The sequence below is a fragment of the Martelella limonii genome, assembly GCF_013344475.1.
GTDB lineage: Bacteria > Pseudomonadota > Alphaproteobacteria > Rhizobiales > Rhizobiaceae > Martelella > Martelella limonii.
This window is the reverse complement of sequence record NZ_JABUOU010000001.1, coordinates 1,105,668-1,122,240: the sequence shown is the minus strand read 5'-3', so window position 1 is coordinate 1,122,240 and position 16,573 is coordinate 1,105,668. Positions and strand designations below refer to the sequence as shown.

At 58.0% G+C, this 16,573-nt stretch carries 6 protein-coding genes and 1 tRNA gene; 6 read left to right on the top strand and 1 reads right to left on the bottom strand.

What is annotated here, in order from left to right:
* Nucleotides 1-85 precede the first annotated feature (85 nt).
* A tRNA-Ser gene (locus HPQ62_RS05125) sits at nucleotides 86-175 on the top strand.
* A gap of 309 nt (nucleotides 176-484) precedes the next feature.
* Here HPQ62_RS05125 and HPQ62_RS05120 read toward each other — a convergent pair.
* Entirely contained in the window at nucleotides 485-1,303 is an 819-nt protein-coding gene (locus HPQ62_RS05120) for an IS630 family transposase (protein ID WP_244629549.1), read from the bottom strand.
* Nucleotides 1,304-1,611: 308 nt separating this feature from the next.
* Between HPQ62_RS05120 and HPQ62_RS05115 the strand changes: the two genes are divergently transcribed.
* The 5 genes from HPQ62_RS05115 (at nucleotide 1,612) to HPQ62_RS05095 (ending at nucleotide 16,516) form a co-directional block, all read left to right on the top strand.
* Nucleotides 1,612-9,246 carry a hypothetical protein gene (locus tag HPQ62_RS05115; protein ID WP_174801380.1) on the top strand — a complete coding sequence of 2,545 codons (7,635 nt, stop codon included), beginning with the start codon at nucleotides 1,612-1,614 and terminating at the stop codon, nucleotides 9,244-9,246.
* Nucleotides 9,247-9,318: 72 nt separating this feature from the next.
* Entirely contained in the window at nucleotides 9,319-9,837 is a 519-nt protein-coding gene (locus HPQ62_RS05110) for an invasion associated locus B family protein (RefSeq protein ID WP_174801379.1), read from the top strand.
* Nucleotides 9,838-10,170: 333 nt separating this feature from the next.
* The gene (locus HPQ62_RS05105) at nucleotides 10,171-11,448 is read left to right on the top strand and encodes an NHLP bacteriocin system secretion protein (protein WP_174801378.1); all 1,278 of its coding nucleotides are present in this window, start codon (nucleotides 10,171-10,173) and stop codon (nucleotides 11,446-11,448) included.
* Nucleotides 11,449-11,464: 16 nt separating this feature from the next.
* Complete coding sequence (locus tag HPQ62_RS05100; protein WP_174801377.1) at nucleotides 11,465-13,657, top strand: NHLP family bacteriocin export ABC transporter peptidase/permease/ATPase subunit; 2,193 nt, start codon at nucleotides 11,465-11,467, stop codon at nucleotides 13,655-13,657.
* A 12-nt stretch (nucleotides 13,658-13,669) separates the two neighbouring features.
* Nucleotides 13,670-16,516: an NHLP bacteriocin export ABC transporter permease/ATPase subunit gene (locus tag HPQ62_RS05095; protein ID WP_174801376.1), complete on the top strand. Its 2,847-nt coding sequence runs from the start codon at nucleotides 13,670-13,672 to the stop codon at nucleotides 16,514-16,516.
* The last annotated feature ends 57 nt before the right edge of the window (nucleotides 16,517-16,573 follow it).

The window sequence follows — 16,573 nt, the reverse complement described above, 5'->3', positions numbered from 1 at the left end:
GCGAGGCTACCATTTCGTGATCGTCAGTGATTTTCTGAAAAATACCCTTGATCTCAATGGCATTTGCCCATAAACGAGCCTCACCGGAGAGGTGGCCGAGTGGTCGAAGGCGCTCCCCTGCTAAGGGAGTATACCAGAGATGGTATCGAGGGTTCGAATCCCTTCCTCTCCGCCACAAAACTAAGCAGCCTCTCTTGAATATCGTATAAATATCAATTGATTAGATATCAATGTCGTTTGCTGCCTTACGCGATTCTTCATTTCTGCTACACGATATGCTGCACATCTTGCTCCACTTTTCTGACGGGAGCATGCGATGCCGCATGTGCGAAGAGGATCGGTATTCCAGAGCGTTTCAGTTTTTCATAGAAGCGTATCCAGCCTTTCCAGGTTAGTTTGCGCACTCTTGCGGTTTGATGGTCGTAACAAGGCGTCCTATGGCGCGCCATGTATCCTCGACGGTTCTCTTTTGGCCGATGCGCATTCAGTGTTTGATCTTGGCGAATGCCTGTTCGATCGGATCGAGGTCGGGTGAATAGGGCGGCTGGAACCAGAGCCTTGCGCCTGCCGCATTGATAGCCTTGCGGACCGCGGCTGACTTGTGGCTGCCGAGATTGTCCATGACGACGATATCACCGGGCTTGAGAGTGGCACAAGAATCTGCTCGACATAGGCTTGGAAACACTGGCCGTTGATCGGCCCGTCGAAGGCGCAAGGGGGCCGTTAGATGGTCGCAGCGCAACGCGCCGAGAAAGGTCAGGGTTCGCCAATGACGATGCGGCGCAAAGCCCTGAAGGCGTTTGCCGCGTTTGCCCCATCCCCTGAGCGGCGCCATATTGGTTTTGATCCAGGTTTCATCGATGAACACAAGTCTGCCGGGATCGAGGCCGGCCTGCAAAGTCTGCCAGCGCTGCCGCCGTCTGGCGATGTCAGCGCGCGCCTGCTCAAGGGCGAACAGTGTTTTTTTGAAGCTGAGACCCTCGCGCCGCAGGAACTTCCAGATCGTATCGTGCGAGACCTTTACGCCACGCGCGGCCAGTTCATCCTTCAGCCCATGCAGCGTCAGATACGAGGTTTGATTCATGCGCTCGATGATGAAGGCCCGGTGCGGTTCCAGAATGCGCTTGCGATGGCCGCCTATCTTGCCGGGGGCGACCGGACCGGTCGCCCGGTAGCGCTGCGACCACTTCACTGCAGCAGACACGGAAACCCCAAAGCGAGAAGCGACCGAACGGCAAGTCTCGCAAGCATCAATGGCAAGAACCAGACGCCTTCGAAGGTCATTGGAAAAAGGTGCCGTCATCAGATGCTGGCTTCCTGTCCAGCCAGCATCTTGAATCACAAAACCAGCAAAAGGGGAATCCCTTTGATTTTATCAAACGCAGAACCGCTCTAGGGGGCAGTGTTCTGTCCTCAGAAAATGGAGGGAAGTCGGGGCTCAGGTCAGACAGTCCAGTGAGAGCACCAGTAGCGAATTTCTTCGAGACCCCTGTTCTTTCATTTGTTTAGTACCAGAAATAGTCTTTAAATCCGCGATATTTCTAATATTCCAGCATTGCGGTTGTCTTCCCAATGATCATTGATGATTTTGGTGATTGGGGGGATTAACCGATGAACAGGAAAATCTGTTGCAGGCAAAAATATAGCTTTCTGCGCTGTGGGCTGGATTGCGATGGTTTTTCTTTCCCGGAAAGTGGTCTCTCTCAAGCGGCAGAGGCTCTTGTGCCTGCAAGGCGCTTTTCTGATCTGCCTGCTCTGGGCAAGCCGCGCCGGTATCTTGCGATTTCCAGCGCGCTTGCGCTGATTTTACTGGTCGCGCCCTTTTCCTCTCCCGCTTTGGCTGATTGCACTACGGCCGGTCCTGTTGGCAGTTGCACCGGCTCGGTTGACGCTGGCGGGATTATTTTCAGGGACGGTACGATCCATCGGCTCGATATTTACGGGCTGACATCCGGGATCAGTGGCGCCGAAGGCAGCCAGCTCGTCCTTTGGGCACTGGGAAAAGGCGGTTCTGGCGCAGGAAAGGGTCCAGATGGCGAAAGCGGTGCGGCGGGTCAGGATCTTGATCTGAAGCTCAGCCTTGGAGCCGATTTCGGCATTGAAGGGCCTTCCGGGATCAGCATGAATGCCTCCGGCGGGGATGGCCATGCAGCACACGAGGTATCTCTCGGCAGAAAGGCCGGTTCTGGCGGATCCGGTGCCAATGCCGGTGCGGTCACGCTCGATGTTTATGGCGCGGACGGCGTCGCTTCTCCCTTTCCGATTTCGGTGAGCGGAGGGTCGGCGATTGTCATTGATGCCAATGGCGGTGATGGCGGCGCTGGAGGGAAGGCGGTTTCTTTCGGCGGTTTTGATTTGCCTTCCGGCTTTGGCGGGGCTGGCGGGGCTGGCGCAGGCATTGATGTAGCGCTTTCGAAAGGAAGCATTTTTGTACAGCGCGATGGCTCGAGCACAGGGGTACAGCTCACTTCAGCTGGGGGGCATGGCGGCGTTGGCGGCGACAGCATTGCTACTTTTGCGGGCGGGGACAGCGGTGGTTCCGGGGGGCTCGGCGGTGATGGCGGCGATGTTGTGTTCAGTGCGGCGGGCCAAAACGTGGTTGTGACAAAGGGGGACTATCATTCCGGTGTTGTCGTAACCAGCCGTGGCGGCAATGGCGGGGCCGGCGGCGGCACAAGCGGTGTGTTCAAGCGTGGCCCAACTGGCGGTGACGGCGGGGACGGGGGGGACGCCACGGTAACGCTCTCCGGCATGGTTGGCACATCCGGCAAGGAAGCGTTCGGGATTCAGGTGCACAGTGTCGGCGGCAATGGCGGCAATGGCGCCCAGGGAGGCACGGATGGTGCATCGGGTGCCGGCGGGCGCGTTGCGCTGAGCCTGAGTGATGCTGTGATCACGACAGCTGGCGAAAAGTCTGCCGGTGTCGTTTTGACCAGCATCGGCGGGTTCGCCGGAGAGGCGAACAATGCCCATTCCTTCTTTGACAAGGCTGAAGCCGTTCGAAGCAGCAGTGATGGTGGTGCTGTGACGGCAATGCTCAGCAACACCTCGATCAAGACGCTCGCGGATGCCTCGATCGGATTTCTGGCGCAGAGCATTGGCGGCGGTGGCGGCAGTACGCAGGCTACCGGCGGCATTTTCGTGTTTGGCGGCCCAGCCGGCCAGGGCGGCAAGGGCGACGCTGTCACCGTGACGGTTGATGGTCTTGTTGTTGAGACACAGGGCGTCCATTCCACAGGTGTTTCGGTCGCCAGTATCGGCGGGGGCGGGGGTGTCGCTCATTCGGTTACGGGTCTGATCGCTCTCGGGGGCGACGGCGGCAATGGCGGCAATGGCGCCAGGGTCAGCTTCGAGAGCACGGGCGGCGGGGTTCAGGTAACGACGCATGGCGACCTTTCCGATGGCCTTCGCCTGACGTCGGCTGGCGGCGGCGGCGGTTCCGGCGGCGGTACTGTCGAGTTGTTTGGAAACTTTTCAAATAATCTGGGCTCGACCGGCGGCAAGGGCGGCTCCGGTGGTGATGTCCATTATGTGGGGTCTGCCAAGGATGTCATAACGACTTCCGGCGCGCATTCGCGCGGGATCTTGCTGCAATCGGTCGGCGGCGGTGGCGGCAAGGGCGGGAGCCTTGTTGCCGTCAAATCCGGACTTTCGATCGATCTCAAATTCTCGCAAGGCGCTGGCAAGGGCACCGGCACACATCATGGCGGTACGATTGTAGCCGAGCAGGTTGCAGGCTCAGTCACGACATCCGGTCATGGTGCAACGGGGATCCTGGTCCAGTCTGTTGGCGGTGGCGGCGGTGCTGGCGGTCACACCGTGACGGTGGCGGCGGGTACGACAATCAATCAGGAAATCTCACATGGCGCCAGCGGCGGCGCCGGCGGCGCTGGCGGCAAGGTTGATGTAAAGGGCACCGCCAATGTGACGACCAACGGTGATCACGCCGATGGTCTTCTGGTTCAGTCCGTCGGCGGCGGCGGCGGCGTTTCATCGACGGTTGTGAACGTGGTCTCCGGCGCCAAGCTTCTGGATGGCATGTTCAATCACAGTCTCGGCTCGACCAACGGGTCTGGCGGCGATGCCGGCGCTGTGACAGTGACGTCAAGTGGGACGATTGCGACAACGGGTCATGATTCGTCCGGTCTTCTGGCACAGTCTGTTGCAGGCGGCGGAGGGCGCACGGGTGCGTCCGTGAACACTGTCGTTGGCTTTGATATTGCGACGCGTGTCTCGCAAAAGAGCGGCGGCAATGGCGGCAGGGCTGGCGCGGTCAATGTCACGAATGACGGCAAGATCACGACCGGGACGGCGGCTGTTTTTGATGCCGATGGCAAGCTGCAGACAGCCGCGAGCGGAAAGTCTTCGAGTGCGATTCTGGCCCAGAGCCTTGGCGGCGGCGGCGGTGCCTCGGGGACTTTGGTCAATGACGAGGTCGCGATCAAGCTTGGGCAATGGTCTCTGGCAAGCGCTGGCGGCAATGGCGGCAGTTCCGGCGCGGTCGATGTGACGAACCGCGGTATGCTGACCACCTATGGCGATCTCGGTCGCGGCATATCGGCGCAAAGCCTTGGCGGTGGCGGCGGTGTTTCCAGCACGCTCACGGGTGGCACCGTCTCCATCGCGTCGGTCGATATCCTCCATGGCGGTGATGGGGGAGATGGCGGCAAGGCAAGTAGCGTAAGCGTTGACAATAGCGGGAATATCGGGACATCGGGACTGCATGCGACAGGGCTCCTGGCGCAGAGCGTTGGCGGTAGTGGCGGAGCATCCGGACTTGTCGTCGATGGAACCGTGGGTGTTCCCGGTCCCGATAGCATGTCCGCCGCAATCACCACGACGGTTGGCGGCAAGGGTGGCAATGGCGGCAGTGGCGGCAAGGTCGCCGTCACGAATTCTGGTGTCGTGACCACCGCTGGCGGACATGCACCAGGCATCGCGGCACATAGTCTTGGCGGGAATGGCGGCGCTTCGGGCGTCACCATCAGCGCAACAGTTCAGGTTGCAGAGAGCAATGCAGCGATCACCACGACGATTGGCGGCAACGGCGGCAATGGCGGCAGGAGCGGCAAGGTTTCCGTCACGAATTCCGGTGCCCTGACCACCGCGGGCGCGCATGCACCGGGGATCGAGGTCCTTAGTCTTGGCGGGAATGGCGGCGCTTCGGGCGTCACCATCAGCGCAGCAGTTGAGGTTGGCCAGGGTAGCTTTGCGGTCCCCACCACGATTGGCGGCGATGGCGGCAATGCGAGCGTCAGCGATGATGTGCGTGTCACCAATGAGACGGGAAGTGTGATTACCACGGCGGGACTTCGCTCACACGGGATTTCGGCGCAATCCATCGGCGGGAATGGTGGTTCTGCAGGCTTCACACTGTCTTCAGCCAGCCAACTTATCGGATCGGAGGGAGACGATGCGTATAGCACCACGCTTGGTGGATCCGGCGGCGCCGGATCCAGTGCCGGGAAAGTGACGATCGATAACAAGGGAGCGATCACGACGGCCGGAGCCGAATCCGACGCCATTCTTGCGCAATCCACGGGCGGTAATGGCGGCGTTGGTGGGACGGCCACCGAGGCGTCCCTCTTCGGCACGGCCGGCAGAAATTTCACGGTCGATACCACGATTGGCGGCGGCGGCGGCGGCGGTTCACAAGGTGGCGCCGTTTCTGTTTCCAATGAAGCCGATCTGGGAACGATCGGCGCCACGTCGTCGGGCATTTACGCCCAGTCGATCGGCGGCAACGGCGGCAAGGGTGGGAACAGTATTGTCGGCATATTGGGCTTTGGCAAAACGGAGCCAAGATTCAATTCCTTTGACTTAACCGCGAATGTCAATATCGGCGGCTCCGGAGGCACTGGCGCGCATGGCGGCAGCGTAACTGTCGAAAATCGCGGCCGGATTTCCACCTTTGATGCCGGTTCTTACGGGATATTTGCGCAGTCCGTGGGCGGCGGCGGCGGTGATGGCGGGAACGTCTATGCCGGTTCTTTTGTGTTCACCAGGATCCAGAACCTGGAACTATTCCGGCACAGACCTGTCAAGCTGGCCGCCTCCTTCAATCTCGGCGGCGGTGGCAAGGGTGGCGGCACTGGTGGCAGCGTCTCGGTTTCGAACGCTGCTTCCATTTCGACCTTCGGGGAGACATCTTACGGCATTTATGCGCAATCTGTTGGCGGTGGTGGCGGTATTGGCGGCAATGCCACATCTGCAAATGCCGGGCAGATCGCGCAATTGGCTTCTGATTGGCAGGTCTCGAAACTTGCGAATGAGGAAAGCGAACGTACTATAGAGGAATATCAAGCCACTATAGAAAAAAATAAATTATTAGCTCGCGAAGACACGCCAGAAATAAAGGAACTTCAAAAAAGTTTCGATTCTCTCTACAAGGAATATTATAGTATATTTAATAAATATAATGTATCTGATAGATCTCTAGAAAAGAATGCTATGGCAGCTAGAGATAAAATTATTAACATTCGCAATGACATAAAAAAGAAGTATGAGGATGCTAATAAAAGAATTAAAGGGTATATAGACAATACTGAAGTTAAGAAGCCTTTCAGTCTGGCGCTGGTTGTTGACATTGGCGGTGGTGCTGGATCTGGCGGTGATGGCGGTGATTTGACTGTCGATAATGCTGGTTCCGTTTTCACACTCGGTGACTATGCGACGGCGATCTATTCTCAAACCATTGGCGGTGGAGGCGGCGTTGGCGGCGAGGGCACAGAATGGGCCTATCTGGCAGCAACAGTCACCGGCAGCAGCGGCGGCGGCGGCAAGGGGGGCGCGATCAGTGTCGCCAATACCGGGTCTGTTATGACGCTTGGCAAGGGTGCGGTCGGGATCTCCGCTCAGTCTGTCGGCGGCGGCGGCGGGGCCGCGGGCAGTCCGCAGGATTCTCTGCAGGATGTACTTGATTCGCTGGTTGAAGCGTTTGGGTCTGGCGTCTTCGGCGTTTCGCCCCATCCTGATGGCGCGAAGGGCGGCGATGGCGGGCCGATCACGGTGACGCTGTCGAAGGATAGCTCGATTGCCACATTTGGCGATTCCGCCCACGGTCTTTGGTTGCAGTCGACTGGCGGCGGCGGCGGAGCGGCGGCTTCGTCGCTGGGTCTCAAGATCGGCAGTGCCGGCCTGAAGGGCGATAGCGGTCTGATTACAGCTGATATTGCAGGCAGCATCCTGGTTCTGGGCAAGGGCGCGCATGGCATATTTGCGCAGAGCGCCAGCGGCGGTGACAAGTCGAGCCATTCGGGCGGCGTCTATATCACTGTCTCGGGGCAGGTGATCGCTGCCGGTGAGAAGTCTCGCGCCATTCTTGCGCAGGCCTCGTCCCTTTCCGTGAATGATTCCATGGACAGCAAGGAGGGCGTTGTCACGATCACGATCGCCGAGGGCGGTGTTGTTGCGACGACGAACCCGGAAGCCCATGAGACGATTGCGATCATGGGTGGGCGTTCGCGGGCCCAGGAAGATGGCGTCGAAGTGATCTCCAACCGTGTGAGCAATAGCGGGACCTTGCGAAGTGCCGGATCGTCTTCGATCGTCATTGGTTCCGATGGAAAGGCCGGGCTCAGGATATCCAACCTTGGCAATCTGGCTGGCGGCATTGATGTTCGGGGCGGCGATTATCCAGCCGAGCTCGTCAATTCCGAGGGTGGCCGATATGCGCTGGGCAATAAGGTTGATCTTGGTGGCAGCGACCGGTCGGCGATTACCAATGCCGGCGCGATGTCTGCAGGTGGCTTTGGCGTAGTTGACAAGGCAAGGATCACCACGGGCGCCTTCACGCAAACGGCAACCGGCGTCATTCAGGTCGATCTGGCCCAGACGTCTCCTGCCGCCACGCTGACCAATGACGTGATCACGCTTGATCTTGGCAAGGCCAGGGACACGGTCAACCTTTCGGGCGGGGCACGTGGCTGGTGGACTGGCCGGACCAACTTCGTCAATGGCGACAGCGGCGAATTCACATTCCTGAAGACAGAAGATGGTGCTGCACTTTCTGCACGAGAGGTGCAGATGATCAACAGCGCGACGGTCGCCTATGCGCTTCAAGACACAGGCGATCCGACGCAACTGACGAGTATGTTTGTTGTCGATTATACCGGCGCCGGGAGTGGCCAGTCGCTGGATGCGAATGCGCTTGAATTTGCCGGCCATTTCAACTCCGTCATGGGAAGCGTCCGCAAGGGCGATGTCGATCAAGAAAAGACAGATGCGCTCGGCCTTCTGGCGACCGACATCCTGAACGCACCAACCGGAGAGGCCGTTGAGGAGATCTATGGACATCACACCCTGGACGAAAGCCTGATCAGTGCGTCGCGCCAGGTCGAAGCCTCTCAGGCGGTCCACAGCCTGCTGCAGAGCTGTCCTATTCTTGATCCCGCGGCGGGGGAAACCTTCTATCATCAGCGTGAATGCGTCTGGGGACAGGTTGTCGGTGATGTGTTTCATCAAGACGAGACGGATTCCACACTCGGGTTCGATGAGTATACCGCCGGTTTTGAAGGGGCTGTGCAGACGGAAATCGCCCGCGACACCTTCATCGAGGCCGGCGGCCGTGTTCAGCATGTTCGGGTCGATGGCAGCAATTTCGACCAGGACGGCTATCTTTGGAGCGGCGGCGCTGCGTTCAAGCGCGAGGTCGGCGTCTTTACACTGTCAACGACCTTTGGCGGCGGCTACTACAATTATGATCAGGCCCGCAGATACGCGATCGGCAATCAGTCCTACGGGGCGGGCGCCGATCTGGCCGGAGGTTTCGTGACGGCGGAACTGCGCGCCTATGCCGTCTTGCCGTTCGATGACTATTACGCAAAACCATCCATCGCGCTTGCCGGCACGCGTCTGTTCCAGAACGGATTCCAGGAAGACGGATCCGGACCGCTGAACTGGGAAGTCGATCCGGTCGCACATAATTCGCTGGTTTTAAGCTCTTCGCTGGAACTTGGGCGTGCATTCAACTGGGCGGATCATGCGGCTGTCGGGTTCGTGCGGGCGGGCGTGTCGTCCACGCTGAGCGGCTCAAACTTCGATCTCGCGTCGCGACTGATCGGGGGCAGTGTGTTCGATGACGATGTTGCGATCACATCGAGCAGCGACAGGAACCAGTTCGAGCTGGCTGCCGGGTTGAACATGGATCTGAGCGAACGACTATCCCTGTCTCTCAAGGCCGGAGGCTCAATCTCGGAGAACACATCTTCCTACGGCGGCTACGCCCGCATGCAGTTCAATTTCTGAAGCACGAATGACATCTTCCAAGCCGAAGCCGCCTCATCGGCCGCAATACAAGAATTCAAAAGGAATAGTGAAGTGCTGAGACTTTTTGCTTCGGGTGTTTTGGTCGCAACATCATTTTTGCCAGCCGCTGCGGCTTTGCCTGGCGGCGCGAACGAGTTGCACGAAACCTATCAAGACTGGCAGGTCAACTGCATCAGCGACGACAAAGGTGATCAATGCGTCATGTCGCAGAGGCAGGTCGATAGCGCTTCCGGTGATACGGTATTCTCCGTGGAGTTGATAGCGGGCGAGGATGGCGGCCTGCTCGGTCTCATCGTGATGCCCTTCGGCCTCGCGGTGGCAGAGCCGCTTTTTCTTTCGCTTGATGAAAAGGCCGCGGAGCAGCAGCTGGAGTTTTCGACCTGCTTGCCGCGGGGGTGTCTGGTTGAGATCAACCTGGATCGGGAAATCGTCGACGGAATGAAATCCGGCTCGAGCCTGACCGTGACCGGAGCGGTCGCCAACAGCGACAAGAAAGTTCCGTTTGCGGCATCGCTTCAGGGCTTTTCAGCGGCGTTCAAACGACTCAATGATCTAGCGGAAGTTGAATAGTCCCGAGTAGGTGTATGATTGGCATTCGTTCGAGCGTGATCCATTCCACTGACAACACAGTTAAAGTCCATGTTGTGGAAATAAATATGGATTCATCGAGATCAAATTCCAGGGGATAATAGTCGGTTTTGCCGCAAGGATGGACGTTAAATTAAACGATCCGCGACATTTTTATTTGGAGGATTGCCATGGAGATGCACGGACCAGTTTTTTCTATTGGAGGATCTGATGGTTGCTTCCTTCCTGCGCATCGGGACGGTGCTGCCCAGGCGTTTCTGTTTGATGAGCGACAGGCATTTTTCAAAGCTCCAATGTAAGGAATCCTGCTGATTCATGTCCCAGACCAATGACACATCAAGCCGTCTCTACCGCGAGGCTGCGCTGAAGCAACTTCAAAGCTCTGAGAGTACTGAGAGCGTGATGCGCGTGGTTGGTCCGAGCGGTTGGGTGGTTGCAATCGCGATCACGCTTGTTTTTGCGGGTGCGATCTATTGGAGCGTTTTCGGAACCATAACAACTCTTGTTCGGGGTCCGGGAGTTTTGGGCCCTGCGTTCGGCGCAGCCAGAGACTTCACAGTTACCCATTCCGGGGTCGTGAAATCGCTTCCGGTTCGGCTCGGCGGGGCAGTTAAAGAAGGGGATCGCCTGGCGTCCATCGAGATCGCCTCGATTGCGCATGACAAGCTTGATGCGGAACGCACCTTGCGCTCGCTGAGAAGCGAGCAGGAGCTCTTGAACACCTATTGGAACACGTTGCTCCGCCAACAGCTTGCGGAAATCGATCAGAACGAAAGGGATTTGCAGCGGCAAATCGATTGGAATGAGCGGCGGGTGAAAAGCCGGGAAAAAATTCTTACGGGCTTTGAAAAGGCAAGCGAGGAAGGCCTTGTCACCCCGTTGAGGCTGGAGCAGGCTCGTGACGATCTTATTCAAGCATCCGGCAACCTTGATGAAGCGAGGTTCAACAAGGAGCAGCTGGTTTCCAGGCGGCTTCAGATTGAAAACCAGAAGGACACGGCTCTCCAGGCGATGGATGACCGGATATTGAATGCCGAGGAGAATCTCTCCGATATCGAGGAGACCCTCGAAAGCGGCGGGAAAGTCATCTCGGACATGGACGGGCGTGTCGTTGAAATCGCTGCTGCCGTCGGTTCTTTTGTTCAGCCAGGCGAGACGATTCTCACTATCCGACCTGTGGATGAAGAGATTGAAGGTGTGTTTTTCGCCGATCCGCTTCATGGAAAGAAAATCGTCAAGGGGATGGACGTGAGTGTATCGCCATCCACCGTGGAGCCTGCCCGCTTTGGCACGATCCTCGGAAAGGTTGTGTGGGTCAGCGAAGATCCCCAAAGTAATGCTGCGATAGAACGCCAGCTTGGGAATCCGGATCTGGCGAGAACGCTCGCAGGTCAACGCCCTCCGATATCTCTCGGCGTGCGGCTGGAAAAAGATACGTCGACCCCTTCAGGGCTGAAGTGGAGCTCTGGCAATGGCCCCGACCTGAAAGTCAGCACCGGCACTTTGGCTGATGCCGAAGTCATGGTCGAGCAGGTCCCTCCGATCGTCCTGGTCATCCCGGCGATCCGGAAGCTGCTCGGTATCAACAGATGACATGCGGAGCGCCGACATGAAAAGACGTTTTCCGCCGTGGAGGCCGAGGGGCATTTTTCGCAGCCGCAACACGCCGACCATCCTGCAGATGGAGGCTGTCGAATGTGGCGCGGCTTGTCTGGCGATGGTGCTTGCCTATCATGGCCGCTGGGTTCCGCTGGAGCGGCTGCGTGTTGAATGCGGTGTTTCGCGAAATGGCTCAAATGCCTGGAACGTGATGGAGGCGGCCAGGCGTTTCGGCTGCGAAGCAAAAGGGTTCAAGGCTGGACTGGGCAAGCTCCGTGATCTGCGGCTGCCTGCGATCATCTTTTGGCGCTTCAATCACTTCGTGGTTCTGGAGAAGATCGATCGCAAGGGCGCCCAGATAAATGATCCGGCTCAGGGGCGGCAGCATATCAGCTGGGCCGAGATGGACCGCAATTTCACAGGCATCGCGATCACCATCCAGCCGGGCCCGGATTTCACACGCGGCGGCGAAAAACCTTCGGTTTTGCGACAACTTCGCAGGTTCGCACGCGGCACAGGGGGGCCATTTGCCTTCATCCTGCTGGTGACCTTGCTGCTTGTGATACCCGGCATCGTGATCCCGGCGCTGAGCAAGATCTACGTCGATGACTTTCTGATTGGAGGGCAGCAAGACTGGGTGAGGCCGCTGCTTGCCATTTATCTTGTGGCGGGCGGCCTTAGTATGCTGCTGAGCTGGCTGCAGCAACATTTCCTGATGCGCTTTTCCGCAAAGGTCAGCATCGGCATGACGCGAAACGTGTTCTGGCGGCTCCTGCATCTGCCGGCCGACTTTTTCAGCCAACGCTATGCCGGTGACATTGCCAACAGACTGGCATCTGCCAATCGTGTTGCATCCATGGTGTCCGGCCCCCTCGCGTTCAGTATCGTGGGGATCATTTCCATCATCGTCTACGGCGCGATGATGTTTTCCTACAGCCCTTTTCTGGCTTCGATCGTCGTTTTTCTTGCCGCTTTCAACCTCGTCATGGCGCGCATTGTATGGATAAGGTTTGAGAATGCACGCCATCTCCTCGCAAAAAATGGCGCCGAGCAAAGCTCGGCGATCATGAGTGGTCTCTCGGCAATCGAAACGGTCAAGGCTGCCGGGCTCGAAGATGACCTGTTTGCACGCTGGGGAGGGGTGCAGGCACAGTATGTGTCTCTGTCCCAGACGATCGGGCGCCAGAACCGCATTCTCAGCCTTCTCCCCGGCAGCCTTGGCGCCCTCGGCAATGTCGCTATTCTCAGCGTCGGCGCCTTGTTGGTTCTGGACGGCAGGATGACCGTCGGAGACCTTATCGCGTTTCAGGTTCTGGTCGGCAGTTTCAATGGACCCATCGCAGGTCTTGTAAGCCTTGGCTCCTCGCTGCAGACAACGCAGGTCGATCTCAGCCGTGTCGAGGACCTCATCAATTATGATGCCACCAGACCGGAGGTGACCTCTCCAGGGGGTACGGCCGCTTCAAGGGAAACGTTGCCGCTCATTGGCAAGGTGGAACTTCGCGCCATCACCTTCGGGTATAGCCGGCTCGAAAAGCCGCTGCTCGAAGACTTTTCCCTTTTGCTCCAACCGGGCATGCGTGTTGCCCTTGTTGGAACAAGCGGCTCGGGAAAATCCACCATCGGCAAGCTGGTTGCCGGGCTCTACCAGCCGTGGCAAGGCGAGGTTCTTTTCGACGAAAGGCCCGTCCAGAAAATGGACCGGTTGTCGCTGACATCAGGACTTGGCGTGGTTAGCCAGGAGATCAATGTCTTCAGCGGCACATTGCGTGACAACATCACCCTCTGGGATAGCTCGATATCCGACCAGGCGATCAACAGCGCCGTTGCCGACGCCTGCCTCGATCAGGCAGCTCTCGTCCGTGAGAAAGGCATCAACGCTGTCGTCTCAGAGGCAGGCCGTAATCTCAGCGGAGGCGAACGCCAACGCCTCGAGATAGCACGTGCTCTCGCGCGGAATCCGGCGGTATTGATTATGGATGAAGCCACATCTGCACTGGATCCCGTAACCGAGAAGACCGTCGATTTGAACCTGAGGCGACGTGGCTGCAGCTGTATTATCATCGCGCACAGGCTCTCTACAATACGTGACAGCGACGAGATCATGGTGCTCGATCAGGGGAGGATCGTGCAACGCGGGACACACGAGACATTGATACAGGACCACGGCGGGCACTACGCACGGCTCGTGGCCTCTCACTGAGAAACCAGATTCATGACCGATCCTGATAGCCGGCAATCAGATCTACCCCTGCCACTTCGTGATGCCCAGGACGCTGCTCGAATGCCGCGTTCCATACCGCTGAATGCAGTGGCCGGTGTGTTTCAGGTCGAAAAGGGGAGGGTCGACGTGTTTGCCGTTGATCCTGACTTCCAGATTTACGGACCTCTGCGCCATCTCATGCGTCTTTCCGAAGGTGACGTATTTTCGGGCTTTGCCGATGTTGAGATGACTGGCAATGTCCCCGACATTCTTGTGATCCCAACGCCAGAAACGAGTATCACGGCCGCAGAGGATTCTCCGCATGCGACGCAGATAGACAGTTGGCTCTGCCGCTTGCTGGCGTGCTGCCCGTCCGCCATTGCACCCCGCGGAATTGTCCCGTTGCGCGCCGGTCAGCCTGTCGAGCTTGCGCCTGGCACGGCCGTTTGTTCCGGCGGAGCGTTGCTCTGGCTCGAAACAGACGAAGTGTTTGCCTCCGGCGACGCGCGTAATGTCGGTCCTGGCCTTGTTCCGCTGACCGATGCGTTCTGGGCGCAAGCAACATCCCCAACCCTTGTGCAGGTGCATGACAGCGCGGCGCTGGCGGAGACCGGGCGACAGCATCAGGGCCGTGCGCAGGCTAAGCGGATGGCGCTTGAAGGCATTGCAACGACACTCGAAATTGAACGCCGGAACATGCAGGACAATGTTTCACGCCGCGATCTGGCGGCGGAGATTCGGCTGAATGCAGCAGATGGAAAGCTTGCCGCACTCCTCGATGGCAAAGCGAATTCTTCCGCGGGACCGCTGGAGGCCGATGCGTTGTTTCGCTGTGCAGCGCGCGTTGCTTCGGTGGATGGTATCACCCTGAAAGCAAAACTGGCCGGACCTCCAGCGGAACGCGGTGAAGCGGTTGCGGGATTGGCCCGGTTCAATCATGTGCGCATGCGGCGTGCCCGGTTGCCTGAAGAGTGGTGGCGCGGCGACCATGGCGCCTTTCTCAGCTTCACCGAGGCCGGAGAGCCGGCATGCCTCATTCCTGTCCGCAACGGCTATCGCCATATCGATGCCGATGGCAGGGAGCGTAAAGTCAACAAGCAGCTTGCGGCAACGCTTCTGCCGGAGGCTTATGTATTTTACCGACCGCTGCCGGACGGCGAGGTGACGCCGCGGGCTCTTCTCGGTTTTGTGTTTCGCACTAATGCCGGTGCATTTGGCACAGTCATGATTGCATCCGCCTGTACTGCGCTGCTGGCGCTGTTGACGCCATTCGTGTCTGCCCACATCTTCGATACCATTATTCCGAAGGCCGAATACAACCAGTTGATCCAGGTGACCATCGTTCTGGTCACCGCTGCCTTTGCGTCGCTTGGATTTGGCATGGCAAGAGCGTTGACGCAGCTGCGCATGAGCGGGCGTGTCGATGCCTTGATGCAAAACGCTGTCTGGGATCGCTTGTTGCGCCTGCCAGCATCGTTTTTCCAGCAATACGAAGTGGGCGATCTCGCGAGTCGTGCGTCCGGTATCAATGCGCTCAGTCAAGCATTGAGTGGATCAACGCTTTCAGCGCTCGTCAGCGGCCTCTTTTCGGCGATCAGCCTGGCAATCATGATCTACTACCAGCCCGTTCTCGCAGGGATTGCTGTTTGTTTCGTGGTATTCGTTACGCTGATCAGCTGTATTTTTGCTTATCTGCAGCTTCTTTACCAACGCGAGCAGTACGAACTGAGCGGAAAACTCTCCTCGCGGACATTCCAGTTCATAGCCGGGATTTCCACACTGAAGGCCGGCGGGGCGGAAAGGTTGGCATTTTCAGACTGGATAGAGCGGTTTGCCCGCAGCATGCATTTTCAGTTACGTTCCAACGTACTTTCATACAGTGAGGGGTTGCTGACAAGCGGCGTGCTCACGATCTTCCAAATCGTTGCGCTCGCTTTCTTCGCCTTCTACGTGGAAGATGTGTCAACCGGCACATTTGTCGCGTTCGGTGCAGCATTCGGGCAGTTTTATGGTGGTATTGCCGGTTTTGCAGGCGCGCTCGTCACGCTGGCGTCGCTGAAACCGCTCTATGAACGCACCGGACCTATCAGAACTGCGGAGCCGGAGGTTTCGCGCTCGAAACTCGATCCGGGTGCGTTGAGCGGGCGCATCACGTTGGCGCATGCCACCTTCTCTTATGAAGAGGGCGATCGGCCCGTTCTGGATGATGTCAGTATCGATATCTATCCCGGTGAGTTTGTAGCGGTCGTCGGCGCATCAGGCAGTGGCAAATCGACCTTGATCAGGCTGCTGCTGGGATTTGCGACACCGCAAAAGGGTGTCGTTGCATATGACGGACATGACATCGCAAAGCTTGATCTGACCGCGCTGCGGCGGCAGATCGGTGTCGTTCTCCAAGACGGAAAGCTTCTTGGCGGCAGTATTCTCGATAACATCACGGTCAATGGCGTCTTTATGGAAGACGACATCCGTCAGGCCGTCATCGATTCCGCCCTCGAGCCTGACATTGCGGCAATGCCGATGGGATTGCAGACATTGGTTGGCGAGGGTGGCTCAACCTTGTCCGGAGGCCAAAAGCAACGTCTGCTGATAGCCCGCGCCCTTGTTCGCAAGCCGCGCATCGTGTTGTTCGATGAAGCGACAAGCGCTCTCGACAATGTCACACAAGCTCACGTGAGTGCAGCACTCGAACGCATGCGGGCAACGCGCGTTATTGTCGCTCACAGACTTTCAACGATACGCAACGCCGACCGTATATATGTTTTCGAGAATGGCAGGATCGCTGAGAGCGGAACATTCGACGATCTCGTAAAGAACGATGCTGCCTTTACCGCGCTGGCGAGACGACAGTTGATTTAGAAGCACCGCAGTTCTTGCTCGAGCATGGGTGTGAAGCGGCTCGGTTTGTTGAAACAG